Raw genomic sequence first — 25,918 nt, 5'->3', positions numbered from 1 at the left:
CGGGCCCAGCCATCGCTGTGCTAACCTCGCGCCCATTCGCCGCCCCCTCCGGCGGCTTGATTGCGGGAGTCTGCATGCACATCCATATCCTCGGCATTTGCGGCACCTTCATGGGGTCGCTTGCCGTTCTCGCCAAGGAACTCGGCCATCGCGTCACCGGTTCCGACGCCAACGTTTATCCACCGATGAGCACACAGCTCGAAGCCCAGGGCATTGAGCTCATGCAGGGCTACGATCCTCAGCATCTGGAGCCTGCGCCGGACCTTGTTGTCATCGGCAACGCCCTGTCGCGCGGTAACCCCGCGGTGGAGCATGTGCTGAACAAAGGGCTGCCGTATGTTTCCGGACCACAGTGGTTGGCTGATCACGTGCTGCAAGGGCGTTGGGTGCTAGCCGTGGCTGGCACGCACGGCAAGACCACGACGACCAGCATGCTCGCCTGGGTCTTGGAGCACGCAGGGATGAGCCCCGGATTTCTCATTGGCGGTGTCCCGCAAAACTTTGGTATTTCGGCCCGGCTGGGTGGTACGCCGTTCTTCGTGGTCGAGGCGGACGAATACGACAGCGCCTTCTTCGATAAACGCAGCAAGTTCGTGCACTACCGGCCGCGCACCGCGATCCTGAATAACCTGGAATTCGATCACGCGGACATCTTCCCGGACCTTGCGGCTATCGAACGGCAGTTCCATCACCTCGTGCGTATCGTCCCGAGCGAAGGGCTGATCGTGCATCCCACCGCCGAGGACGCGCTGGTCCGAGTGGTGAAAATGGGCTGCTGGACGCCGGTGCAGACCACAGGCGAAGGCGGCGAATGGCAGGCGCGGCTCTTGACTGAAGATGGCAGCCGATTCGAAGTATTGTTCCAAGGAACTTCGCAGGGCGTGGTCGAGTGGGATCTGACCGGCGCACACAATGTCGCCAACGCACTGGCGACCCTCGCCGCAGCGCGGCATGTGGGCGTGGTGCCCGAGCTCGGTATCGCCGGGCTGTCATCCTTCAAGAACGTCAAAAGGCGCATGGAGAAGGTCGCCGAGGTGAACGGCATTACCGTCTACGACGACTTCGCTCACCATCCGACAGCCATCGCTACCACCCTCGACGGTTTGCGCAAGCGCGTTGGCCGCGAGCAGGTCATTGCTGTGATCGAACCGCGTTCCAATTCGATGAAGCTGGGGGCCCATCGCGACGGTTTGCCGGACTCGGTGACCCAAGCCGACCGCGTGTTCTGGTATGCGCCGCCAAATTTGGGATGGGACCTCGCCGCGACGGTAGCAGGCTCGCGCGTGGAAACACGCGTATGCGATTCACTCGATGCCATCATCGACGGCGTCAAAGCCCACGTAAGGCCAGGCACGCATGTGGTCATCATGAGTAATGGTGGCTTCGGCGGGTTGCACGGGAAGTTGACGGAGGCGTTGGGATGATCAGTAGCACGGTTTGGCAAACGGCGATCGCCCACAAGTGGGCACCTACAGAAGATCGCGGTCGCTTTTGTAGGAGCGAGCTTGCTCGCGAATGCGGTCCGTCAGCCATAGATGATCTATGTGCCTATACATCTTTTACGGGCAACACGATGGCTCTTGCCTCAAACCGACGGGGAATATCCACCCATGACCGGTCCTGAACGCATCACCCTCGCCATGACGGGCGCCTCGGGCGCGCAATACGGGCTGCGGCTGCTGGATTGCCTGGTACAGGAAGATCGCGAGGTGCACTTTCTCATCTCCAAGGCGGCGCAATTGGTCATGGCGACCGAAACCGATGTCACGCTGCCTGGCAAACCGCAGGCGATGCAGGCGTTTCTGACTGAATACACCGGAGCTTCTGCCGCACAGATCAAGGTGTATGGAAAGGAAGACTGGATGGCGCCGCCCGCCTCGGGTTCAAGTGCCCCGAGTGCAATGGTGGTGGTGCCCTGTTCCACGGGGACGCTATCTGCCATCGCGACAGGCGCGTGCAACAACCTGATCGAGCGAGCGGCCGACGTGACGCTCAAGGAGCGCCGCCAGCTCATTCTCGTTCCGCGGGAGGCGCCGTATTCCAGCATTCACCTCGAAAACATGCTGAAACTGTCCAACCTGGGCGTGACGATTCTTCCGGCATCGCCCGGTTTCTACCATCAGCCGCAGACGCTGGACGATATTGTCGACTTTGTCGTGGCGCGCATTCTCAATCTGCTAGATATCCCCCAAGACATGCTGCCGCGCTGGGGCGAACACCATATGGTGAACGATGAATAAGCGCTTTCTGCTGGTTCTTGCCGTGCTCGTGCTGCAAGGGTGCGCGACGGCCCGGACCCTCAACGCCGCCAAGCCGGATGCGCCGTTGGTGTACGCCGGTACACGGCTAGACCTGTATGCCTGGAATGGCGGGTGCTGCGCAATGGACCACTTTGGTGCAGAGGCGCCGGCGTATCCCGGGCTGGATCTTCCCGCGAGCGCGCTGCTCGACACGCTACTGTTGCCATTCTCCGTCGCGGCGGCGATCAATGTGCGGTTCAACGTGCAGGGCGGGAATTGAGAGGCGCGAGTAGCCGGTCCTGGCTGTAAGGCTGATCGCCCATAAGCTGAGCGCAGCCCGATGGGCCCCTACAAAAAGCAGCGCCTACTCGAAATCATTTTGATACGTAGGGTGAATGGCCGAAGCCATCCACCGGTGCAAAGCCTGGCGCGTGGAAAAGGCTGCGCCGTTTTCCACCCTACGATGTTCGTTGATAGCGCGGGTGTTGGTTGGTGTCCCTGCGATCCGAGACGAGCGCAGATATTGAGCGCTTGCCCAACGTTAGAAGCGGGCTACTCACCTTCCAAACTCCTTGAACACACTTGACTGCCATTGCCGCACGGCTAGCACGGCCGTAGTGCCGAAACGTTCGGCCAGGGGTAAGTCCGCTTCTTCGCGGCAGAGGTCGTTGAACTCTGTCACCAGGCGCTGCATCTTCCGCTGCCACTGTGCATTGCCGGTCGGGGAGAGCAGCCCATTGAGCACCACCAGTTGCTCACCTTCGCGATCAAAGCGAGAGCGAAAGAAATCGCTAGCGACATGCGCCTGAAAAAAGCGCTGGATCGGGCCCGCCGGTAGCCAGCGAAAGTTCGGCGCGATGCGTAGCTTGATGCGATTGCCGGGCATGAGCTCAATGAGATTGAGTCGTTCGAGCCTCACCAGTTTTCGTAGGCACTCGGCTTCGCTGAGCTGATACTGCGCAAGGATGTCCGCCAGGCCATAGCCATTGACCACGCAGACGGCGACTAGCAATAGCAGATGGTCGTCGGCGATCTCTTGTTCCTGTGCTTCGGTGAGCCCTCGCGTCTGGCGGTCCTGGCTCTGCATGCCATGGATCAGTTGCACGAAATCGAGGTCGATAAGCGTGCATATCTGCTCCAGACGATCCAGCGTCAGGGTGTTTTCCGCAAAAATTCGCTTTATTGATGCCTCACTCAAACCGACGTGACGGGCCACGTCCGCATAGGTCTTGCCGTGGGCCTTGAGCTGCTTCTTCAGCGCATCGACCAACTGGACGGCTTGTTTCATGGTGAGAACTCGTGAGAGGAAGTATCGAAAAACAATACTCGAGACACAGTTTCGTGCAACTTGAACTGCGAAAGTTGCGCCCCCGTTGGGCACGCGCCAGTCTGCCCCCCGTTTCCACCCACCCGAGGCTTACATGGATAAGTTGCACCGCATGCCCGGCGCATGGCCCTTTCTGATCGCGATGTTCATCAATGCGTTCGTCGATCTGGGGCACAAGATTGTCATTCAGAACACCGTCTTCAAGATTTACGACGGCTCTACACAGGTCGTACTTACCGCCATCGTCAATGGCTTGATGCTGCTGCCCTTCATCGTGCTGTTCACCCCGGCAGGACATGTTTCGGATAGCCAGCCTAAAGTGCGGGTCATGCGTCTCTCCGCTTGGGCCGCCGTGGCGATCACGTTGCTGATCACAGCAGCGTATTACGCGGGCTGGTTCTGGCTGGCGTTTGCAATGACGGTGCTGCTAGCGGCGCAGGCGGCCTTCTATTCGCCCGCGAAGTACGGCTACATCAAGACCTTGTTCGGGAAATCTCGGCTTGCCGAAGCCAATGGCCTGGTACAAGCCGTTTCCATCGTTGCCATCCTGGCCGGGACCTTTGCATTTACGGCGTTCTTCGAGGCCTGGATTGGCGCCTCGACGACCCCGCACGACATGCTGCAGGACGTCGCACCGCTCGGTTGGCTGATGGTGACGGCCAGTATCGTTGAGCTGTTAGCGCTCTATCGCTTGCCGATGGAGGAAAAGCCCGCGACCGACAAGCGTTTCGTCTGGGACGACTACCTGCGGGGACGCTCGGCGAAGGCCAACGTCAAGGCGGTGACCCGCAATACCGTGATTCGGCAGTCGATCATTGGCCTGGCGCTGTTCTGGTCAGTGGGCCAAGTCTTGTTGGCCGCCTTTCCGTCCTATGCCAAGGACAATCTTGGCGTGACCAATGCACTGGTCATTCAAGGCATTCTCGCGGCCACCGGTATCGGCATCGTGCTGGGTTCGACCATCGCCAGCCGCCTGTCACGCAATCGTATCGAGACTGGGTTGATACCGATCGGCGCACTCGGAATCGCCGTTGGGCTCTGGCTGCTGCCCTTGCTCGGCTCGACCACCGCTCATGCGCTGAACATGATCTTCATCGGCGCCATGGGCGGCGTGTTCATCGTGCCCTTGAATGCGTTGATTCAGTTCCACGCCCGTGAAGAAGAGCTCGGCACCGTGCTGGCGGCCAGCAACTGGATTCAGAACCTGGCGATGTTGGGATTCCTGATCCTGACCGCAGCCTTCGCGCTCTTCGGCATCAACAGCCGTTACCTGCTGCTGATCGTGGCCTGTGTCGCGCTGGTGGGCGGTGCCTATACGGTCATCGAGCTGCCGCAGAGCCTCGTGCGCTTCCTGCTCGGGCTATTGATGAAACAGCGCTACAAGGTCGACGTGCACGGCTTGCAGAATTTGCCGGCACAAGGCGGTGTACTGCTGCTTGGCAATCACATCAGCTGGGTGGACTGGGCCATGGTACAGATCGCGAGTCCGCGTCCGGTGCGCTTCGTCATGCTCAAGAGCATCTACGATCGGTGGTACCTGAAATGGCTGCTCAAATCGTTGGGTTGCGTTCCTATTCAGCAGGGCGGCGGCGCGGGTCAATCGCTGGACACCGTGGCGAGTCTGCTGAATGAAGGTGAGGTCGTCTGTCTGTTTCCGGAAGGGGCGATCAGTCGGACGGGGCAGCTAGGGGAATTCCGTCGTGGCTACGAACGCGCCTGTGAAAAAGCCAACGATGACGTGGTGATCGTACCGTTCTATCTGCGTGGCCTCTGGGGCAGCCAATTCTCGCGTTCCTCCGGCAAACTCAAGGAGTTGCGCGACACGCCTCTGCATCGCAGCGTCGTCGTCGCGTTTGGCCGACCGTTGCCGAAGACCACCACGGCCGACGTACTCAAGCGCCGCATCTTCGACCAGACAGTTCGCTCCTGGCAGCACTACATGGAAGACCTACCGAGTCTGCCTGAAGCCTGGATCGATAGCGTCAAACGGCGTACCGCCGGGATGGCCATGGCAGATGGTCTTGGCAAGCCGCTGAAAGCCGGGGAAGCGTTGTCGGCGAGTATCGCCATGGCGCGTCGATTCGCGAAGTTGAGCCCAGAGCAGAATGTTGGCGTACTGCTGCCAACATCCAACGCGGGTGTGCTCGCCAATATGGCCGCGCTGCTCGCCGGCAAGACCATCATCAACCTCAATTACACGGCGAGCCGAGAGGCCTTGGCGTCGGCGCTGGACCAGGCGCAGATTCGTACCGTCTATACCTCGCAGAAATTCATTCAGAAGCTCGAGCAGCGTGGGTTGCCGGTGAGCGAGGTCCTGGCAGGTCGCCAATTGGTCATGCTGGAAGAACTGCGCAAGGACTTCAGCAAGGTGGAAATGATTGCGACCTGGGTCGCAGTGAAGGTACTGCCCGCATTTGCGCTCAAAGCCCTGTTCTGCAAACCGGTAGACCCCCAAAGTACCGCCGCCATTCTGTTTTCCAGCGGCAGCGAAGGCATGCCGAAGGGCGTCATGCTCAGCCATCGCAACATCATGGCGAACATCAAGCAGACGTCCGATGTGCTTAATACCGAGGATCATGATGTCGTGATGGCCTCGCTGCCGCTGTTCCATGCGTTTGGGCTGACGGTGACCCAATTCCTGCCGTTGATCGAAGGTCTGCCGCTGGTGGCCCAGCCCGACCCGACGGATGTGGTGGGCGTTGCTCGTGCCGTTGCGACGTACAAGGCGACGATCATGTGCGGTACTTCGACCTTCCTGCGCTTGTTCGCCCGCAACAAGAAGGTTGAGCCATTGATGCTGGCGAGCCTGCGGGTCGTGGTCGCAGGCGCTGAGAAGCTGAGCGAGGATGTGCGCGAAGCATTCCAGCTCAAATTCAACAAGGCAATCTACGAAGGCTATGGTGCGACCGAGACCGCGCCCGTTGCAGCGGTCAATCTGCCGGATGCATTGGACGTGACGTACTTGCAGGTCCAGCGAGGCGGCAAGGTCGGCACCGTAGGCATGCCGCTGCCTGGCACCAGTCTGAAGATCGTCGATCCGGCCAGTTTCGAGGAGCTGCAAACGGGCGATGAAGGCATGATTCTTATCGGCGGGCCGCAAGTCATGACGGGCTACTTGAACGATCCCGAACGCACCGCCAAAGTCATCCGTGAGCTGGATGGCGACCGCTGGTACATCACGGGTGACAAGGGACGGTTGGATGCGGACGGTTTTCTCACCATCGTCGACCGCTATTCCCGCTTCGCCAAGATCGGTGGCGAGATGATCAGCCTGGGTGCGGTGGAGCAAGTGGTGAAATCCGCCATCGCCGACCCGGACGTCGAAGTCATGGCCGTGAACCTGCCAGATGACAAGAAAGGCGAGCGCATCGTGTTGCTGCACGAGCAGCAATTGGATACCGCTGCGCTGAAGCGCGCGTTACTAGAGGCCGGCCACAATCCGCTGATGTTGCCGAGCGAATGGCTGAAGGTGGATGCGCTACCGAAATTGGGAACCGGCAAGGCCGATATCGCTGGAGCGAAAAAGCTGGCTGCGGAGAGCAGAGTGGTAGAGGTGGAGTGAGGTGAGCGGGGCGGTTGGACAGATGTGGCAACCGTCCCCACCTTGGATCTATGTGCAACCGCGGGCGACTAAAGTCGCCCCTACAGAGGGCATCGATGACCTGCTCAAAACTAATAAATCATTCCAATTAAAGAGTTATAGACGTTAAAGCGGAAATTTCAGGCGTCTCGAGTTTTTCTGTAGGGCGGCCGGGCGGCGATCCGCTTTAGCCGCGAAGGCGACCGAGGTCGCCCGACCTCAGGTGCAGGTGTGACCATTCAGTCAATGCGCACAAACGTAGTTTTGAGAGAGCCCTACAGGGTAGTGGCGTTTTTATGGCCGGCTGTCATTGAAGGCGTTTTGCGAGTTAAAGACGCAGCATGTTGCGCCGACACACTGGACAGGCAGTTGCTGCCTCTATTTCGTTCAGGAGTTCAGGACATGAAAGGCGTCAATACGGTTGGCGGTTCCATTGATATTCATAGGAACCTGCTCGATATCCTGGCAGACCAGGTCATGTCCACGCTCACGTTGCAATCCGATCCGAACGCCCCAAGTGATTGCCAGCTGACGGGCGAAAGCTTTTTCTTTTCCAGCCGCCAGCTTCCTTGTAGCTGCGAAGAGTGCAAGGCCTACCGGCGCGTGCTTGCCTCGCTCTGAGTCTTTCTCCCGCCCGCCCGAATGAGTGGACGGGCGTTTCCACGCTTTCCATCTCAAATGCCGTGGCGCCGCCTCGCATACACGGCGGTTGGCCGGTCCTTTTGTGTAAACGGTGGAAGACCTCTGGGATTCCACCCTACGTTTGCCATTTCGAGGCCGACGATTTGTCCGTTTGGCCCTAGGCGTCCTTCAGCAAATCGTTGGCGTTCAGCAGGGCGTAGGCGATTTCTGGATTGCGCTCGAGTCCGCGGCGAATCGCTGCAGGGATTGACTGACGCGTCTTGCGGCATAGCCCAGGGCGCGGTTCAACCCCAATGTTGATGCCGCGCATGCTGCGCACTTCGGTGAAGCCTGGGGCGATATGCACGCGTATGCCGAGCTGCTCGTAGATCCGTTGCTGCATGCGTTCGAGATCGGGCAGGTCTTTCAGGTTTTCCAATCGTTCGAGCAGCCGTTTCTCCTCCTGACGCGTGAGCTTGAGGACGCGCAGGTCGATACCGGGCAGGCTATCCAGCTGATCGCGTTGGCAATCACAGGCGCCGGGCGGGCAGGGGCTTCGGGAGGGGGCGGTTGCGCTCATGGCTACTGATCATAGCGAGGCAAGGCGTTGTTGTCCGCTTGGGAAGAGGAAGGCCGGGCGAGTTTTACTGCCATTACTGGTATCGGTAACCCCCTCCATAGTTACGCCGCCTTCGGATAAGACGCTTGGCGTAGCGCGCTGTCTCGCAGGGTCACTGTAGGGGTGGCCGGGCGGCGATCCGCCTTAGCCGCCAAGGCGACTGAAGTCGCCCCTACACGGGGCATTAGGCGTACGTGGGTTTCGCCCCGCTTACGGTGCTCGATGCGTTTGACGATCCGGGCCAATGCGCAAGTTTCGCGGTGTTGCGGCGTCACTGTAGGGGCGGCCGGGCGGCGATCCGCTTTAGCCGCCAAGGCGACTGAAGTCGCCCCTACACCGAGCAGGCAACGTACGTGGGTTTACCCGGTTCACTCTATTGCGTGGTACGCCCGTACGAGGACAAGAGCGGAGCTTCCCGACAGTCAAAAGCACCGCAGCCCTGTTTAGCCTGAGTACTGATTGGCGAACTGGCTGACCGCGTTGACCACGGATTGCGCCCCGCTTTGGATCTCCTTGATCACTTCACCCGCCTCGGTGGACAGCGCCAAGGCCTGGTCGGCTTGCGTGCGGCTTTGCGTGATCACTGAAACGGCGTCGGCGGCCATGTTCTGGTTCTTCTGGATGACCCCAACGATTTCCTGCGCCGCCGTCGACGTGCGGGATGCCAATTGACGAACCTCGTCCGCGACCACGGCAAAACCGCGGCCTTGCTCACCGGCGCGTGCGGCTTCGATGGCGGCGTTCAAGGCCAACAGGTTGGTCTGCTCGGCGATACCGCTGATGGTCTTGATGATGCTGGCGATAAGCGCGCCTTGCTGGTCCAGCGCTTCGATCGAAAGGCTGGCCTTCTGCATCTGCTCGGCTAGCTGTCGAACCGTTTGTAGCGTTTCATTGATGACTTCCGTTCCGCGCTGAGAGGTCGCGTCGGTCTGCTGGGAGGTCGAATAGGCGATCTCGGCGGCTTCGGCTACCGCACGTTCCTGATTCACTTGGTCGGTAATGACTGTCGCGAACTTCACCACCTTGTAGAGGTTGCCCTGAATGTCGGAGACCGGGTTGTACGAGGCCTCTAGCCAAACGTCGTGCCCACGGCTATCAATCCGCTTGAATCGATCGGCAACGAACTGGCCGCTGCCCAGTTTTCCCCAGAAATCCTGATAGGCGCGCGAGCTGCTCTCCTCGTGTGTACAGAACATTCGGTGATGTTTGCCGCGAATCTGCTCGAGGGAATAGCCCATTGCCCCCAGGAAACGGTCATTCGCCGTCAGAATCGCTCCGTCCATGCCGAACTCGATGACTGCGGTCGAGCGCAGCAACGCGCCCACCATATTCTCGTGCTCACGCGAGTTCTCGATGGTCTGGGTGACGTTACTGCCGTACATGGCATACGACTCGATACTGCCGTTTTCGTGGATCAGTGGGACGAGCACGATGCGCAGCCAGGCCTCTTTGCCATCCTTACGCAACATACGCAGCGCACCGCTGAAGGTATTCCCTTTTGTCAGGGCGTCGGTGATGCGCCGATGGTGCTCATCCCGGACGACGTGCTTGGGCACGAAGTCGTTCAAGTGGCGACCCGATACATCGTTGAGGCTATAGAACAGCTCCTTCTCGAACTCACGGCTGATGGCCGTGAACCGGCCTGACGCATCGAATTGAGCGGTCAGCAACTGGTCGTTCAGTAGCTCGCGTGCGCGATCGTACATGTCGAGGCGTTCTTGCAGCCGGGCGATTTCGTCCTTGGAGCGAGAGAAGAACATAGCGGTCACCGATGCGGTGTTAGTTGATATGTCGGGTTATCGGCTACGACCTGAAATGCTTAAGCCAAGCAATCCACTCAAGCATTCCGTTGATCGGCAGGAGTGCCATGCCCAGCGCTAGACTGGCGTCAACACCGGCTCGCCTTTGAAGTGCCGGCCGATGTTTTCGATGAACAGGCTCAACGACTGCTCCAGCGCCTGCGGCGAATTGCCCCCGACGTGAGGTGTGAGCGTAATGTTGTCGAGATTGATCAAGTCCTGGGGCGGGTTCGGCTCGCTTTCGTACACATCCAGCGCGGCGCCTAGGATAGTTTTGTTGCGCAGTGCGACGGCCAGGGCTTCGGTATCGACGACGCTACCGCGCGCGACGTTCACCAGGTAGCCGTGTGGGCCGAGTGCTTCAAGCACGGCGGCATTCACCATATGTTCGGTTGCAGCGCCTCCGGGAATGGCGACGACCAGGCAGTCTGCCCAGCGAGCAAGCTCGACGACATCGTCAAAGTAGCGGTATTCGCTTTCCGGTTTGAAGGTGCGTTTGTGATACGCAATGTCCATATCGAACGCGGTGGCGCGCTTGGCAAGCTGCTCGCCGATCGAACCGAGGCCGAGCAACCCGAGGCGCTTGCCACTGACGCTGTCCGTCATCGGCAATTTGTCCCGCCAGACGCCTTCGCGGCATGCCGTATCCAGGCGGCGAATATCGCGGATCTGCGCGAGCAGCAACGCCATGGCGTGGTCGGCGACACACACCGCATTACTACCTGCGCCATTGGTTGTGGTGATGTTGCGATCACGCGCGGCGTCCAGTTCCACCTTTTCATAGCCGACGCCCAAGGTAGCGATGAATCCGAGCTTGGGCATCCGCGCCATTTCGGCCGCCGTTAGCCCCACGGTGCCAATAGTCAAAACCGCCTCGACCTCGGCACCTTGCTCGTCGACGGCCTTGCGACGGCTTTCCGAGTCGGGGGCATAGAGGGTGTCGTAGCGTTCGGTAATGCGGGCAAGACTTTCGGCGGACAGCGGATTGAGTATCAACAAGCGCGGTTTCATGCGGACTAGACCTCCAAAGTGACCTCCGACCGAGTCTAGGTCGACTCGTGCACGGATGCACGGGGTGAAATGCCCGGATGGCATTTAGCGCGCACGGTTTATGAGTAATTGCTACGTACCGACGCTCAGGAGCGGTCGCAAATCGGCTAGGCGTTTGCACTTTGCGAAGGCCGTAGCCACTGCCTCAGGATCAATTGCTCAAGATCCACTTCCCACCCATCGAGCCGCCGGACTTCCTGCCAGCGTGGTTTCAATTGAGGCGTGCCGTTGAGCAGGCCGATCATATGCTCCGTCATGCCTTTGGGGTTTGGGTGGGCGGGGTTGGCGGGTAGCGCCTCTTGCAATAACGCAGCGTATTGGCGTTGCAGCTCGATGATCTCGTTGCATTGCTCGCGCGGCAGGTGCCGGGCTTCGATAGTCGCAAGGAAGTACCAGGCGGCGTGTTCGGTCTGGTAGTCCAAGTGGTGCCGGATCAACGCCCTGAGCGGCTTGGCTGGCCGGGGCTTGGCGTAGAGCACCTGCCGCGCGCTTTCGATCAGCTGGTCGTAGCCGTCCTCGATGAGGTCACGCAGCAGGCTTTCCTTACTGTCGATGTGCGCGTACAGCGAGCCCGCGCGAAGCCCGAGTTCGGATGCCAACTGGCGCAGCCCGACGGCGTGGTAGCCCTGCTCTGCGAAGCAGCGCAGGGCGATGTCCATCAAACGTGCGCGGACGGGGCGGGTTTCGTCACGGGGGATGGCGGTGAGCATCAGGGGCGTCCTCCAAACGGATTTATTTTTGTAGTCGTCGGCGATTCAAGGTGGATCGTGCACGATCTTCGACAGCATTGCCGATGGCTAGGTTTATAGAAGGGCTGTGCAGAAGTCGTCGGGGTTCGCGAGTGCGGTGGCAGGATCGGCCTGGCTTTCGCCATGAAAACTATGTTGACCTTGCCATCGCATTCGCGGGCAAGCCCGCTCCTACAAAATAAAGCTGCGTACTTACCGTTGAGCGTATTTTCAGGAAAGAGTGGGCGGCAATCGGCTCGGTCGCGAATGCGGCTTCAACAATAAATGCTATGTCAGTCACAACATCCATTCGTGCGGCAACTCAATACCTGTAGGAGCGGGCTTGCCCGCGAGTGCAATGGTAGGGACGACGTGATTTTTTTGGCGGAAACCGCTTCGCTGCTAAACACATCGTCGCCCGGCTCAATCTACACACGCATCAAACAGCACTCTCCAAAATCCGCCGAGCCCGCAGAATCACCGGCAAATCAATGAGCTTGCCATTGAGACTGACAGCGCCGACGCCTTTGTGGGATTCGAGGGTGTCGAGCACGGCCTTGGCCCAGCTGACCTCGCTGTCGGCGGGGCGGAAGCCATCGTTGATCGGTGCGACCTGTTTCGGATGCACGCACAGCTTGCCGCCGAAGCCCAGCAGGCGCGCGCGTTTGACGTCTTCTGCCAGAAGATCGAGATCGGAGAGGTCGATGGTCACGCCATCGACCGGTGGATTGATCCGTGCCAGTGCGGAGGCGATGACGAGCCTCGAGCGGGCGAACAGCAGTTCGTCACCGTCACCGAGAATGCCGGTGTCCACCTGGAAATCCACCGAGCCGAACGCCAGACGATCGACCTTGGGTGCGGCGGCGACTTCTTCGGCGTTCCAGACGCCACGGGCCGTTTCGACGATGGGCAGGATGCGCAGAGGGTCGGGCAGCCGCTCGGACAGCGCCGTCAATTGCGCGGCGGATTCCGCCTTGGGCAACGAGACACCGAGCAGGCCGGGTTCGCCTAGCAGGCTGCAATCGCCCTGGTACCATTCGGTATCGCTGCCATTGAGGCGCACCCAACCCTTGCCGCCGCCTTTCAACCACTCGCGGATGGCTTCGCGCGCCGACTCTTTCTTGTCAGGAGTGACGGCGTCTTCGAGGTCGAGGATGACGACATCCGCGCCGGCGGCGCAGGCCTTGTCAAAACGTTCGGGACGGTCGCCGGGGACGAACAGGTAAGAGCGAGCAGGCATGAGACTTCTCCACATTGTTGTTCGAGGCGCCCCGGATTAGGCGTCTCGATTTGTTCTCTTCAGTTGGGCGCCACCGGGCGCATTGCGATACGAGCCAGCATCAAGCCGATAACCAGCAACAGGGCGCCGAACACGCCGTAGCCCAGCGCCAGGGAGCCGCTGGACTCCGTCAGCAGCGCGAACGTCGGCGGGCCAGCTACCACGCCAAAATAGGTGAAGAACAAGGTACCGCCGGTGTATTGACCGGCACTCCCTGCGGGGGCAAGTCGTGCCACTTCCGCAAGGTAAATACCGTTCCAGCCGATGGCGGTGGCGCCGAAGAAAATGCTGACGAGCACCACGATCGCCAATGGCCAGCTCGGTGTGAACGCCGCCGTCGCCAGGGACGACAGCGCCATGGCCATTGCCAACAAGGGAAGCAACCGGCGCGGCGCCAGCCAGCGATCACCGACCCAGCCCCATAGCAGACGGCCGACCATGCCGCCGCCCTGGGCGAGCGACAGAACGAGGCCCGCCGTCACTAATGCCAATCCGTAGGAGTGCGTCAGGTAGGTAACGAGATAGGTCGTCAGGCACAGCTGCATGGCGCCGAAGACGAATGAGCAGAGCGCCAGATTGCGGATGCTCGGATGGGCGAAGATGAGCGCCAGCGGCTGGAACGGATTGTTTGTAGCGCGGAAGTCGGGGCGGCGATCGCTGTCCAGATCAGCACGCGTAGTTTGCGCGATGCCGGCCATCACCACGCATGCCAGCCCGACGACAAGGACCGCGCCTTGCCAGCCGAAACCATTGACCAGGCTCGGCACCAGCGCTCCAGCCAGCACACCGCCCAGCGGTACGCCGGTCTGTTTCAACGAAAACATGAAGCCCATGCGGTTGGCCGGTGTGGTACGCGCCAGGATGTGCGAACTCGCGGGCGTCACCGGGCCGTACCCCGCGCCCAATAGCACTGCACTAATCGCCATGGTCGGCAACGTGCCGATGGCGGCAAACGCGAGCCCTGCGGCGGCCGATAGCAGGCAGATCTGACTCACGCGAATGGCGCCGAGGCGAGGAATCCAACGGCCGCTGAGCAGGCTGGAGATCATCGCCGCCAGGTAGATGAGCGCCACGTAGAGCCCGACCAGCGATGCGCTACTGCCTATGCTTCGTGCAGCCTCCGGCGCCAACACCGGTAACGTGAAGGATGCCATCGATACCAGCGCCTGGATCGCGAGGGTGATAACGAGCGGGCCAAGGCTAGCGTTCATAGGTTGCACCCTTACCTTCGCACAACGGACGCGTCACCTGGCGTGGACGGACCTGCCTCATCGCTGTCCTTCCGCCTTCGTGGGTAGCTCGGGCGCTCGCCCGGTATCGGCCTCGTCTGGCGTCACAGCTTCCAGCGAACTCTGGTTCGCATCCACGCCAACGACCAGGATCGACGCGATCATCGCGAGCAGGCAGACGAACACCATTAGCAGCACGCCAATGATCCCGAATTGCGCGAACAGCACCACGGATAGGTACGAGGTGATCATCGAGGCCAGTCTTCCGCACACCCCGGAGGCGCCCGTCCCGCGCAATCGCAGATGGGTTGGGAACAGCTCAGGGATATAACCGTACAGGCCGAACGTCACGATGGTGTAGATGCAGGTGACAAGTACGAAACCAACGCCGGCAATGCTTACCGGGCTCGACATCATTGGATAGAGCGAGCCGAGGATGATCGTGAGAACGGAAAACCACACCAGCCCCTTAGCCCGGCCCAAACGGTCTGCGACCAGGAAGCCGACGATCGCACCGGCGGGTGCGCCGAACGACATCAGCGTGGTGAACATTAGCGATTTGACGATGGTGTGCCCCTGCTCGACGAAGAACGTCGGCAACCAGGCGACGAACCCATAGACCGCGACGTTGACCGCAATGGATACCAGGGCTGCCGCCAACATGCGCGGCCAGATGGTGCGGCTGAAGAGGGCGCTGAAAGGCGCCATGGGTACCGTTAGGTTCTGCGTCCGCGGGCAGTCCGGCAGCGGGCCGTGCTGGGCTTCCACCTCGGCCTCGATAGCCGCGACGGTCTCCTCGGCTTCCTTGAGTCGGCCGCGGGACTCAAGCCAGCGTGGCGACTCCGGCATTCGGTGGCGAAGAATCCAGATGATCGCCGCCGCGACACCGGCGATGGCGAACATCCAGCGCCAGCCAAGCGTAGGGATCACGACGTAACCGATCGATGTCGCCAGCACGAGGCCCGAATTGATGCATAACGCCAGTAGCGATATCCATCGCCCTCGATAACGTGGCGGGATGAATTCGCCCAGTGTACCGGCCGCAACCACCAGTTCCGCACCGAGGCCGACACCCATGATGAAGCGCAGGACGATGAGCGTTTCGATATTCGGCGCAAAGCACGCCGCGATCGACGCCAGCCCGAAGATGAGCAGGTTGAACTGATAGGACGCGCGCCGACCCAGGTGGTCGCCCACGATGCCCGCCATGGCCGCGCCGATGAGCATGCCGAAGAATCCGGCTGACACGAAGAGGGCATTTTGTTGGAGCGTCGAAAACCCTTCCTTGAGCATCGCCGCGCTGACGCCACCGGCGATGTAGACGTCATAGGCATCGATAGCCGCACCGGCGGCGATGAAGCCAAGAATCTTCCAGTGAAAACGCGACAAGGGGAGCCGGTCCAGGCGGGCTCCGGAACTGACGGGGGTGGTCATGGCGTCTCCGGCTTATTGTTTTTGAACGGAGTGAGTGTTGGGTTCTGGTCCAGGCCGGCGCTGCACGCTCATGACCTGGCGGTCACTGACGTCAGCGCTCCATAAGTTTTTCGAGCAACCATTCGTCTCGGTTGGGCGCGGCGATCAGTTGAAGGCCGCAGGGCAGGTTCTCCACTGTTCCGGCAGGAATGCTCATGGCGGGCAAGCCCAGCAGGCTCCACACGCTCGTCAACGTGTTGATCGCGTCCCGGGTGTGGTAGGTCGTGCCATTGATGGTGACCTCACTCGTTCCGAAAGGCGGCGCGACGATGGTTGTCGTCGGCAGCGCGATCAGATCGACCGTATCGAAAAGGCCGAGGGCATCAACGAGCAATTGCGCTGCCTCTTTTTTAGCCTTGACGTAGCGCCAGGCCGGTATCGACGCACCGGGCTGCAGCCGGTCGTATTGTTCACGGCTGAACGTGTCCTTGAATGACGTCATGCGTTCTTCGTGTACGGCATAGGCCTCGGACAGCAGGATCGTGCCGAACACCTCGCGGGCGCGCCGGAAAAGGTCCGCTACCGACAGCGTGGTCACTGTTGCGCTGGCGAACTGCTGCTCTAATGTGTTTCGACACGCGGCGCTGATCTCGGGGGTGACTTGGATGAGCTCCGTGGTATCGACCCAGCCAATTCGGCGGACAGGCGGACCCAGTGGTTCTGCCGAACGTTCGCCCGCTAGCGCGGTGAACAGCAGCGCGGCATCTTCGACCGTTTTTGCCAGCGGCCCGACTTGGTCGAGTGTGTCGGAAACCGGGAATACACCCTTCAGCGAGGTACGTCCGTACGTTGGTTTAAGGCCCACGATGCCGCAGAAGGCCGCCGGAATCCGGACTGAACCCGCCGTGTCAGTGCCTACCGCGAGCGGGACCATTCCCGCCGCTACGGCTGCGGCACTGCCCGCGCTGGAACCGCCGCTGACCCGGGCGAGATCGTGCGGGTTGTGCGCACCTCCCTGGTGGGAGAATTCGCCGGTCGGGCCGAGGGCGAATTCGCTGGTCACGGTTTTGCCGATAATGACCGCGCCCATCTCTCTGAGCGTCGCAACCAAGGGCGCATCGTGTGCAGGTTGGTGCGTCGCGAAGAAGTGCGAACCGTAGGTAGTTGGTTGATCGCCCGTGTCGATGTTGTCCTTGATGGCAACCGGCAGCCCATGCAGCGCGCTACGACGCGTGCCATTGGCGAGCTCTTCGTCGAGTATTCGCGCAGCGTGCAACGCGCCTTCGTGATCGACATGCGTGAACGCGTTGACCTGTGCATTGAGTTCGTCGATGGATTGCAGCGTGCGGGTCACCAGCTCGGTGCTGGTGATTCGTCCGGCTTGGATCTCACCGCTCAGCCATACGGCTGACAGGTTGGCGAAGTATCCCGTTGGGTGCGGCATCTGTGACCTGGCTCCTCGAATGATGTCGGCGACACTTACCGTGAAACGGGGCTGGACGGCATCGCCGCCTCAGGCATCGTGCCCCGGCCAGCGTAGGTGCTGGGTAATGGAGTAGCTGAACCGCTCACCGGGGTGGAGGCTTATCGCTATTTCCAGCAGTTCGGCATGAGCACCGTAGTAGCGGCGGATGATGGATAGCCCAGCAGCGCCAGGCTCCACCTTCAAAAGTTGTGCGTCCTCTTCGCCGATGTTCACGGCGGTAATGTCCTGCCGGACGTCGAGTACGCGCGTGTTGTAGCGGCGTTCGATGAGGCTGTAGATCGGATCGCGACCATCGCCCAGGTCTTCTGCGACGCCGCGATAGGCGCGCGCGATGTAAGCGTCGGTAAGCGCCACCGGTTCGCTGTCGCCTTCCCGGTGGCGCAGGCCGCTGACGCACAGCCATTCCTGCCCGACCTTGAGGTCGAGCAGTTCGGCAAGCGTTTCGTCGACGACGACGTCCTTGATGCTGTGCACTTCCATACGCACGTCACGCACGTACTGGTGCAAATCCGCAATGTCCTCACTGGCCTGTACATAGCGTCGCGCGACTTGCGTCGCTTTCACGCGACTGCCCACCCCCTGCTGCTTGGCGATCAGCCCCAGCTCACTGAGGCGACGAATTGCCTCGCGCACGGTGTGGCGGCTGACGTTGAACTGCTGACAAAGGTCATGTTCCGTCGGCAGCAGGCTGTCCAAGGGGTAGCGGCCGCTTCTGATGTCGTCCATCAGCGCTTGCGCCAGGACGAGGTAGCGGGGCTGACCACCGGACAGCGGGGAGGACAGGCCTTGGTTCATTGTTACAGTGCTCCTGCGCGTTTCCTGGCGCCCTCGCTGTTGTGGCCCAGCGCGCCGAGGATCGACTGGTTGTGCGCGCCCAAACGCGGCGCTGGGTTCGTTGGCAGCTGCTCGCCTGGGCAACGGATCGGACAGGCGAGCGTCTTGATTTTACCTCTGACCGGGTGATCGCCTTCTACGATCAATCCTTGCTGTTGTACGAACGGATTATCCAGTGCCTGACCGATGTCGTTCACCGGTGCCGCTGGCACTTGCCCACCAAAGTGCTCCAGCCAGTAAGCGGTGGGTTGAGTCGTCAACACCGCATCCAGGTCTTCGGTCAGCTCGTCACGGTTGGTAAGGCGCGCCTTGAAGTTGCAGTAGCGCGGATCGGTGGCCCATTCCGGTTTACCGATGAGGTTCGCCAGCACGGCCCAGAACTTTTCTTTGTTGCACATGATGAACATCCAGCCGTCTTGCGTTTTATACAGTTGGCTGGGCGTCAGCGACGGGTGCCCGGAGCGCGGGGTACGGGTGGTCATCGCCCCTTCGTTGAGGTACCAAGTGCCGAGGTAGTTGACGTTGTGCATGGCCACGTCGAACAGGCAGACGTCCACATCGCGTCCCTGACCGGTAGCGCGGGCACCGACGAGGGCGGAGACCAATGCCAGCGCCGCGGTGGTGCCGGTCATCATGTCGATGATGGACAGGCCGAACCGCGCAGGAGGGCCGCCAGGTTCGCCGGTCAGCGAGCAGTAACCCGCCTCGGCTTGCATCAGGTAGTCATAACCTGGCCACGCCTTGCGCGCGCCTTCGCGGCCATAGGCGGAGAGGTGTGCGCAGACGAGCGCCGGATTGTGTTCCTTGAGTTGTTCGTAGGTCAGCCCGAGCTTTTCCGGCAGGTCGCCACGCAGGTTGTCGTACAGAGCATCGGCGGTCTTGATCAGTTCGATGAGCTGCGCCTTGTCGGCTGGGTTTTTCAGGTCCAGCGTCACGCTCTTCTTGTTACGGTTGAAGGACTGATAGAAGTGGCTGTCGCCCTCTTCGAAGAAGTAGGGGCCGACCTGACGGCCGACTTCGCCGCCATCGTTGGGGTTCTCGATCTTGATCACTTCCGCGCCGAGATCAGCGAGGTGCTGGGTGCCGAACGGGCCAGCGCCGTATTGTTCGACGGCGACGATGCGCACGCCTTCCAGAGGCAGACTCATACCGGATTCCTCTCGATCAGTTGCTTGGCGATGATGATGCGTTGCAGCTCGTTGGTGCCTTCACCGATGGTGAGCAGCGGCGCGTCGCGGTACAGGCGCTCGACGTTGTATTCCTTCGAATAGCCGTAGCCGCCATGGATGCGCATGGCCTCCAGTGAGTTCTCGACGGCCGCTTCGGTGGCGAGGTACTTGGCCATACCAGCCTCCATATCGCAGCGCTCGCCCTTGTCATAGGCCTTGGCGGCAGAGTCGGTGAGCAGGCGTGCGGCTTCCACGCGCGTGGCCATCTCGCCGAGCTTGAGCTGAATGGCCTGGTGCTCACAGATGGGTTTACCGAAGGTCTTGCGGGTCTGGGAATAGGCGACCGCTTCGTTCAGTGCGGCGCGGGCGACGCCGACGCCGCGGGCGGCCACATTGATGCGGCCCAGTTCCAGGCCGGACAGAACCTGCTTGAGGCCGACGCCTTCGACGCCGCCGATCAGGCAGTCCACCGGTACCTTGAAGTCCTCGAACACCAGTTCGCAGGTGTCGATGCCGCGATAGCCGAGTTTCTCCAGTTTGCGTGCAACCTTGAAACCGGGGCCTTTTTCTGCGATCAGCCAGCTCATGCCTTTGTGGCGTGGTTGCGCGGTGGGATCAGTCTTCACCAGGAGCGCGACGACATGGCCGTGCAGGCTGTTGGTGATCCAGGTCTTGGCACCGTTCACGACGTAGTGGTCGCCTTCGCGGCGCGCGGTGGTGCGGATCGCTTGCAGGTCGGTGCCGGCGTCCGGCTCGGTGAAGCCCACTGACCCGCGCATCTCGCCCGTTGCCATCACCGGCAGGTAGCGTTGTTTCTGCTCTGGTGTGCCATGACGCTGGATAGCCGATGCCATGATCAGGTGCGAATTGATGATCCCGGACAGCGACATCCAGGTGCAGGAAATGCGTTCGACGATCTTTGCGTAGGTGGCGGTGGAGAGCCCCAGGCCGCCGTATTCCGGGTCGATGATGCAGCCGAAAAGACCCATCTCCTTCATCTTCTCGACCATCTCTTCGGGGTAGATGTCGTTTTTTTCCAGCTCGTGGACGAAGGGTTTGGCCTCGGTTTCCAGGAAGCGGTCCAGGGCGTCGAGAATCATGCCTTCCTGTTCGTCGTATTCGTTCATCTGAAGTCTCTCTCGCTTGTTCTTGTAGGCGGATGAGCGTCAGGCCGGAGCGGCCAGGGCGCGGGAAAGGTCACGTGCGCTGATGCGGTCGAGACCGAGCACGGCCTCGCGGATCTGCTCGACGCGGTGTGCCGCGACGGCGGTGGCGGCGTTGTCGCGGTACTTGGCGACGATGTCGTCATTGGAGAGCGGGCGATCGGCGGCGCCGCGGTTGATTGCTTCACGATGGCGCAGCTCGCGACCGTCCTTGAGGGTGACGATCACCTCGCCCGAGTAGTGGCGCGGGAAGCCGGAATTCGGGTCGACCTCGTAGTGGATCTTCTCCATCAGCGCCAATGCGGCTGGGTCGCCAAAGGCTTCGGGCTCCAGATCCGGCAGGCCGAAGCGTCCGCGCAGCAAGCCGCTAGCGATGGCGTAGGGCACGCTGAACTGAGCTTCGTAGCTATTGGCTGGTTTACGCTTGGCCGCTTCCGGTTCGCAGACGATGCCGACGGTTTCCTTCGGTACCAGGGCCGTGATGCGCTGGATGTCCTCGATCTTCACGCCTTGCCCATGCAGCAGCACGGCGGCGTCGGAGACGGCATGGGTGAAGTGGCAGGCAGGCACGGGTTTTACGGCGACTTCGCCGACTTCCCAGGTGCTGCCGAGGTTTTCCGTCGCCAGGCTGTAGTCGCATTCGGCTTCGCGCTCGCCGAGGTGACTTTTGAACAGGCCGAAGCGGCCTTCGTACACGGCGTTTGGCCCAGTGAAGCCGTGGCGCGCTAAGGTCGCCGCGGTCAGCCCAGCAACCCCGGACCAGCCGGGATGCATGCGCTTGGTCCAGGCGCCGTCCTGCAGGAATTCCAGGCTGCCGGACGCCGTGCTCAATGCGATGCCCTGGGTCATCGCCAGTTGCGCGGCGGTCTGGCCTTGCAGCTTCCCGGCGATCAACGCACAACCGAAAGCGCCAACGAGCCCGGTCGGGTGGAAACCGACTTGGTGGAAACCACCCTTGGCCACCGCGCCAATGCGCGTGGCCGCTTCCATTCCGAGGATGTAGGCGGTGAGCAGATCGCGGCCGCTGGACTGGTATTTCGCCGCGATGCCCAGTGCCGCCGGGAAGCAGCTGGCGGTGGCGTGGATGACACCACGGCCATGGGTGTCGTCGAAGTCCAGGCCATGCACCAACGTGGCGTTTAGCAGGATGGCGTCGCGCAGCGACAGCTTGGCGCCGAGCCCGATGACGTCGCTATCGCCTTCGCCCAGTTCGCGTGCGGCGGAAAGGGTGCGTTGGGCAAATTCATAGCGCGTCGAGGCCAGGGCGATGCCGACCGCGTCGAGGATCAGGTGCTTGGCGCGCTCGCGGGTGATTTCCGGAATATCGTCGTAACCCAGCGATGTCGCGAAGTTCGCCAATGTGACGGCAATAGGGGTTTCAGTTGAGGCAGTCATTGTTGTTGTCCTCAGTTGACCAGTGTCAGAGAAATGGCCGGGATGAAGGTGATCAGCGCAAGGCCCACCAGTCGCACGCCATAGAAGGGTGCGACACCACGAGCAACCTCATGCACCGGCTGTTTGGTGATGCCGCCCATGACGAACAGGTTGAGGCCGATCGGCGGCGTCAATGTGGCGATTTCGACGTTAGCCACCATGATCACGGCGAAGTGGATCGGGTTGATTCCCAGGTGCGTGGCGATGGGAAAGAGCAGCGGTGCAGCAAGTACGATCATGGCGATGCCGTCGAGGAACATGCCCAGGATCAGCAGGATGATGTTGGCCATGATCAGGAACTGCCAGGCGCTGAGGTCCATCGCGGTGACCATTTGCACCAGGCTCGCCGACACGCCCATACGCGCCAGAGCGAAGCCAATCAGGCTGCCGCCCATCACTACGGCGAAGATCATCGTCGTTTGCAGCAGTGAATCCCGTGCCACATCCCAGACGCCGCCGAGGGTGACGCTGCGGTAGACCACCAGGCAAAGTATCGCTGCGTACGCAGCGGCGAAGGCCGAGACTTCGGTCGGGGTCAGGAAACCCGTATAGATGCTGCCGAGGATGAGCACCGGCATCATCAGTGCCGCGCTGGCACTTGGCAGCTTGCGACCGAACGCGCCCCAGTTCGCACGCTGAACTTGCGCGCCATAACCGTTCTTGCGGGAGAAGAACATAACGGCGGCCATTAGCAGACAGGCTTCCATCAGGCCAGGGAGCACGCCCGCGATGAACAGCTGGTCTACCGGCAGACCCACGATAGAACCGATCAGGATGAAGCCCAGCGACGGCGGAATCATCAGCCCCAGCGTGCCGCCCACTGCGACGATCGCCGCGGAGAAGCGTGGAGGATAGTTTTCCTTGGTCAGCCCACCCACGGTGGAGGCCCCAATGGCGGCAGCCGAGCCGACGCTAGAGCCAGAAACGGCCGCGAAAAACACGCTGGCGATCATCGCCGTCAACGCCAAACCTCCGCGTACCGCCTGGACGACACTGCCGACGAGTTGGATGAGCAGCTCGGCGATATTGCCGCGCATCATCAGATTGCCGGCGAGCACGAACATCGGGATCGCCATCAGTGGGTAACTATTGACGGATTTGAAAGCGGTTTGCGCGATCACGGTCGTCGGCACACCAGCCACGAACAGGATCAGGCCTGTGGTGACCAGGCCGAGCGCGACCGCAACGTGAGTACCGATGGCCAAAAAGCAGAGCATGGTCACCAGTGCGATGAGCATGAGCATGAGAGATCTCCTGCCGTCAGAGTTTCGAGCCGGTGATTTCACCGTTGCCGAACGGGTCTTCACCCTTCAGCGCGATGACCAGGCAGCGCAGGTAGTAAGTCAGGAACAGCAATGCGCCGATCGGCATGACCAGAAACAGCACCCAGAGCGGAAGATCCAGGTTGGATTCGGTCATCATGCCCATCGTGTAGTAGCGGTGAACCTGCGGCAGCGACGCATAGAACAGCAGGCCGCAGAACGCGACGCCGATGGCACTGGCCAGCACATGGCACAGCTGTTTCAGCTTCGGCGGGAGGCGGTCGACCAGCAGCTCGGTGCGTATGTGGTTACCGGCATTACCCGACACGCCGAGTGTGAGAAAGAACGCCCAGACCATCAGGTAACGGACGCCTTCCTCGGCCCAGAACGCGCTGCTGTCGAAGGCCGCACGGGCAATGCCCTCGACGATCATGATCGCCGTCGCAAGCAGGAACATCACCGTTGCGATATTGAGCAGGACCTTGCGCTCGAAGATCAGCCAAAGGTTGGTTTTAGGGACAGGCTTGGGCTGCGTGGGATCGGCACGTGTCTCAAGACGGCTTTTCATGATGTGGGTCGCCATTACAGGCACCTCTTCTCGATGTCATCCATGGCGGGTTTCACATCGGGATGCGCCTCGAAGAACACCTTTTTGTTGTCTTCGGCGATCTTCTGGTAGCCGGCGGATTCTCCCTCGGTGGCGGTAGTGAAGGTCGCGCCACCGGCGACCATCTTGTCGATGAGCTTTTTGTCCTCGATCACCACCTCTTTCCACTGCTTGGCGACGATCTCGTCCATGCTGGTGGTGATCGCTTTTTGGTCTTTTTCCGGCAGCTCGTCGAACCACATCTTGTCGACGACGACGGCGTAGGTCGTCAGGGAAAAGTTCGGCACGTAGTACGAATGCTTGCCGGTCTGGCCGATCATCTCTGCCCAGCCGCCTGCGGAGGTAAAGATGCCATCGATAGCGCCTTGGCCTAGCGCGGTGCTCATTTCCGATGCGGCCATTGAGATTGGGTTGGCACCCAGCGAGCGGATGGTGTCGAGGAACACGCGACCGCCGATAACACGAATCTTCGTGCCTTTGAAGTCGCTCATCTGCTTCACATTGACCTTGCTCATGATGAAGAACAGGTCAGCGGCGCGAAGCAGGCCGAGAATCTTCAAATTGCGCGGCTCGACGTAGGATGACATCAGCTCGGTTACGCCCTTGGCGTAGCACTGATTGCCCATCAGGTCGTCGGTCAGCGTGAACGGCAGGTTGATGGCGCCCAGGCGCGGGTCGATGGTCTCGATACGCACCGACACGGGCCAGACCATCTGGACGGCACCGGTACCCAGCGCCGCGAGTGCGTCCTGGTCGTTGTAGAGCTGGGAGGCGGGGAAGACTTTCACGTCGATGTCGCCATCGGTGCGCTTGTCGACGAGTTCGGCGAACTCATTCATGTAGCCCGTCTTCCAGTGGCTGGCGGCCACTTCATTGGGAAGAACGAGTTCGGAGGCACCGGCAGTGCCCAGTGATAACGCAAGGGCTGCCGACGTGGCAGCGATCAGACGCTTTAGCGTGAACATGGTGTTTCCTCGTATTTGTTTTTGTTGAGGAATTGCAGTGCAGCGAGAGCGGGTGGAGAAGTTCTCTGATCTAGCGAGCTAGAGCCATGCAAGGCGAAAACTGGCGAGGACGCGGAGTTTACGAGTGGTAAATGAGCAGTCCGAGCCGGTTTTCAACGCCGCAGGGCCGACGCGCAGCAGATCAGGATTTAGTAGCCAGCGGCTTCGTCGAGGGTATTGCCCTCGCGCATCTGGATCAGCACGTTGCGTTCGAACGTCATGAAGACGGTGCCGTCGGCTTTGGTGCCGGTGGTCTTCACGGAAATGATTCCTTGGTTCGGGCGGGATTTTGAGGCGCGCTTGTCGAGCACTTCGGACGCAGCGTAGATGGTGTCACCGGGGAAGACCGGAGCGGTGAGTTTGATGTCCGTCCAGCCCAGGTTGGCGATGGCCTTGCCGCTGACGTCAGGGACTGTCATGCCCAGCACGATGGCGACGGTCAGGCCGCTGTTCACCAGCGGTTTGCCGAACTCGCTCTTGGCGGCGTAAGCGGCATCGCAATGCATCGGGTGCAGGTTCATCGTCAGCAGCGAGAACTGGATGTTGTCCGTCTCGGTGATAGTGCGACCGGGGCGATGTTCGTATACGTCGCCGATCTCGAAGTCTTCGAAGTAACGACCGATCTGGCCACGATACCGCTGCTCGCCAATCTGCTTGACGCTCATGGATGGAACTCCTTCTTGTTGTATGACGCTCATTGTCGTCAGGTTATTAGGTTGTCCGGACAACAATGTAGAAAGGAGATCGACTAGGCGTCAATGGGATCTAGGAGAGACGAGGCGACGGGAGCACGAGAACGACGCGGCATGTTGCCATTCAGAGGCTCTACGGCGGTGATGAAAGGCAGGATTACCGTTCGTCGAGGAGGGCGTTTGGGGAGGGAAGCCGAATTGTTTAGCTATGTGCGAGGCAACAGTGATCTGCGCTTCCGTTGCGGTGATGCGATAGACGATTGCGACGTGGGATAGGTCTATTGTGGTTTAACGCTGTGACTTGTTGCGGCCGCGAGACCGCATTCGCGAGCAAGCTCGCTCCTACAGAAAAGCGAGCACTTGTGCAGTCGCGACTCCGCAT

Annotated in this window: 21 protein-coding genes and 2 pseudogenes; 5 read left to right on the top strand and 18 right to left on the bottom strand. The window is 60.8% G+C overall.

Features of this window, described 5'->3' with window-relative positions:
- Positions 1-74 precede the first annotated feature (74 nt).
- The 3 genes from mpl (at position 75) to IEY47_RS12765 (ending at position 2,520) form a co-directional block, all read left to right on the top strand.
- The gene (gene mpl / locus IEY47_RS12775; RefSeq protein ID WP_188983629.1) at positions 75-1,424 is read left to right on the top strand and encodes a UDP-N-acetylmuramate:L-alanyl-gamma-D-glutamyl-meso-diaminopimelate ligase; all 1,350 of its coding nucleotides are present in this window, start codon (positions 75-77) and stop codon (positions 1,422-1,424) included.
- A 186-nt stretch (positions 1,425-1,610) separates the two neighbouring features.
- On the top strand, positions 1,611-2,240 hold the full coding sequence (gene ubiX, locus IEY47_RS12770) for a flavin prenyltransferase UbiX (RefSeq protein WP_188983628.1): 630 nt from the start codon (positions 1,611-1,613) through the stop codon (positions 2,238-2,240).
- Positions 2,233-2,520: a YceK/YidQ family lipoprotein gene (locus IEY47_RS12765; RefSeq protein ID WP_188983627.1), complete on the top strand. Its 288-nt coding sequence runs from the start codon at positions 2,233-2,235 to the stop codon at positions 2,518-2,520. Before ubiX ends, IEY47_RS12765 begins: the two co-directional genes overlap by 8 nt.
- A gap of 276 nt (positions 2,521-2,796) precedes the next feature.
- Here the strand turns inward: IEY47_RS12765 and IEY47_RS12760 are convergent, their stop codons facing one another.
- Positions 2,797-3,528, bottom strand: a complete 732-nt coding sequence (locus tag IEY47_RS12760) for a helix-turn-helix domain-containing protein (protein WP_188983626.1) — start codon at positions 3,526-3,528, stop codon at positions 2,797-2,799.
- A 133-nt stretch (positions 3,529-3,661) separates the two neighbouring features.
- On the opposite strand from IEY47_RS12760, the gene IEY47_RS12755 reads away from it, so the two are divergent.
- Together IEY47_RS12755 and IEY47_RS12750 are read left to right on the top strand one after the other, a co-directional pair.
- Positions 3,662-7,129 (top strand): acyl-[ACP]--phospholipid O-acyltransferase, encoded by a 3,468-nt coding sequence (locus IEY47_RS12755; protein ID WP_188983625.1) that lies wholly within the window; start codon positions 3,662-3,664, stop codon positions 7,127-7,129.
- Positions 7,130-7,549: 420 nt separating this feature from the next.
- Positions 7,550-7,768 carry a hypothetical protein gene (locus tag IEY47_RS12750; RefSeq protein WP_188983624.1) on the top strand — a complete coding sequence of 73 codons (219 nt, stop codon included), beginning with the start codon at positions 7,550-7,552 and terminating at the stop codon, positions 7,766-7,768.
- A gap of 178 nt (positions 7,769-7,946) precedes the next feature.
- Here IEY47_RS12750 and IEY47_RS12745 read toward each other — a convergent pair whose 3' ends face one another.
- From IEY47_RS12745 to IEY47_RS12670, 17 genes and pseudogenes are all read right to left on the bottom strand, one after another.
- Positions 7,947-8,348 carry a hypothetical protein gene (locus tag IEY47_RS12745; protein ID WP_188983623.1) on the bottom strand — a complete coding sequence of 134 codons (402 nt, stop codon included), beginning with the start codon at positions 8,346-8,348 and terminating at the stop codon, positions 7,947-7,949.
- A 482-nt stretch (positions 8,349-8,830) separates the two neighbouring features.
- Positions 8,831-9,265 (bottom strand): annotated as a pseudogene (locus tag IEY47_RS20815) (methyl-accepting chemotaxis protein); the annotation flags it as partial.
- A 153-nt stretch (positions 9,266-9,418) separates the two neighbouring features.
- A pseudogene (locus tag IEY47_RS20810) lies at positions 9,419-10,093 on the bottom strand (PAS domain-containing protein); the annotation flags it as partial.
- A 171-nt stretch (positions 10,094-10,264) separates the two neighbouring features.
- On the bottom strand, positions 10,265-11,197 hold the full coding sequence (locus tag IEY47_RS12735; protein WP_188983621.1) for a 2-hydroxyacid dehydrogenase: 933 nt from the start codon (positions 11,195-11,197) through the stop codon (positions 10,265-10,267).
- A 146-nt stretch (positions 11,198-11,343) separates the two neighbouring features.
- Positions 11,344-11,946, bottom strand: a complete 603-nt coding sequence (locus IEY47_RS12730; protein WP_188983620.1) for a TetR/AcrR family transcriptional regulator — start codon at positions 11,944-11,946, stop codon at positions 11,344-11,346.
- Between the two features lie 457 nt (positions 11,947-12,403).
- A complete protein-coding gene (locus IEY47_RS12725) occupies positions 12,404-13,204 on the bottom strand; it encodes an HpcH/HpaI aldolase/citrate lyase family protein (protein WP_188983619.1) in 801 nt (266 codons plus the stop codon).
- Between the two features lie 59 nt (positions 13,205-13,263).
- Positions 13,264-14,454, bottom strand: a complete 1,191-nt coding sequence (locus IEY47_RS12720) for an MFS transporter (RefSeq protein ID WP_188983618.1) — start codon at positions 14,452-14,454, stop codon at positions 13,264-13,266.
- A gap of 57 nt (positions 14,455-14,511) precedes the next feature.
- A complete protein-coding gene (locus IEY47_RS12715) occupies positions 14,512-15,906 on the bottom strand; it encodes an MFS transporter (RefSeq protein WP_188983617.1) in 1,395 nt (464 codons plus the stop codon).
- 91 nt (positions 15,907-15,997) lie between these two features.
- Entirely contained in the window at positions 15,998-17,329 is a 1,332-nt protein-coding gene (locus IEY47_RS12710) for an amidase (RefSeq protein ID WP_188983616.1), read from the bottom strand.
- 69 nt (positions 17,330-17,398) lie between these two features.
- Positions 17,399-18,166, bottom strand: a complete 768-nt coding sequence (locus IEY47_RS12705) for a GntR family transcriptional regulator (protein WP_188983615.1) — start codon at positions 18,164-18,166, stop codon at positions 17,399-17,401.
- 2 nt (positions 18,167-18,168) lie between these two features.
- On the bottom strand, positions 18,169-19,353 hold the full coding sequence (locus tag IEY47_RS12700) for a CaiB/BaiF CoA transferase family protein (protein ID WP_188983614.1): 1,185 nt from the start codon (positions 19,351-19,353) through the stop codon (positions 18,169-18,171).
- A complete protein-coding gene (locus IEY47_RS12695) occupies positions 19,350-20,501 on the bottom strand; it encodes an acyl-CoA dehydrogenase family protein (protein ID WP_188983613.1) in 1,152 nt (383 codons plus the stop codon). Before IEY47_RS12695 ends, IEY47_RS12700 begins: the two co-directional genes overlap by 4 nt.
- Positions 20,502-20,540: 39 nt before the next feature.
- A complete protein-coding gene (locus IEY47_RS12690; RefSeq protein WP_188983612.1) occupies positions 20,541-21,932 on the bottom strand; it encodes an MmgE/PrpD family protein in 1,392 nt (463 codons plus the stop codon).
- A gap of 11 nt (positions 21,933-21,943) precedes the next feature.
- Positions 21,944-23,215, bottom strand: a complete 1,272-nt coding sequence (locus tag IEY47_RS12685; protein WP_188983611.1) for a TRAP transporter large permease — start codon at positions 23,213-23,215, stop codon at positions 21,944-21,946.
- Positions 23,216-23,231: 16 nt separating this feature from the next.
- The gene (locus IEY47_RS12680) at positions 23,232-23,816 is read right to left on the bottom strand and encodes a TRAP transporter small permease (protein WP_229779412.1); all 585 of its coding nucleotides are present in this window, start codon (positions 23,814-23,816) and stop codon (positions 23,232-23,234) included.
- On the bottom strand, positions 23,816-24,805 hold the full coding sequence (dctP, locus tag IEY47_RS12675; RefSeq protein ID WP_188983610.1) for a TRAP transporter substrate-binding protein DctP: 990 nt from the start codon (positions 24,803-24,805) through the stop codon (positions 23,816-23,818). The genes IEY47_RS12680 and dctP overlap by 1 nt, the downstream gene beginning before the upstream one ends.
- Before the next feature lie 188 nt (positions 24,806-24,993).
- Entirely contained in the window at positions 24,994-25,509 is a 516-nt protein-coding gene (locus IEY47_RS12670; RefSeq protein WP_188983609.1) for a MaoC family dehydratase, read from the bottom strand.
- Positions 25,510-25,918 lie beyond the last annotated feature (409 nt).

Origin of the sequence: Pseudomonas matsuisoli, from assembly GCF_014647635.1 — a bacterium.
Taxonomy (GTDB): domain Bacteria; phylum Pseudomonadota; class Gammaproteobacteria; order Pseudomonadales; family Pseudomonadaceae; genus Pseudomonas_P; species Pseudomonas_P matsuisoli.
The sequence above is the reverse complement of the archived record's forward strand: the minus strand, read 5'-3'. Positions and strand labels throughout refer to the sequence as shown.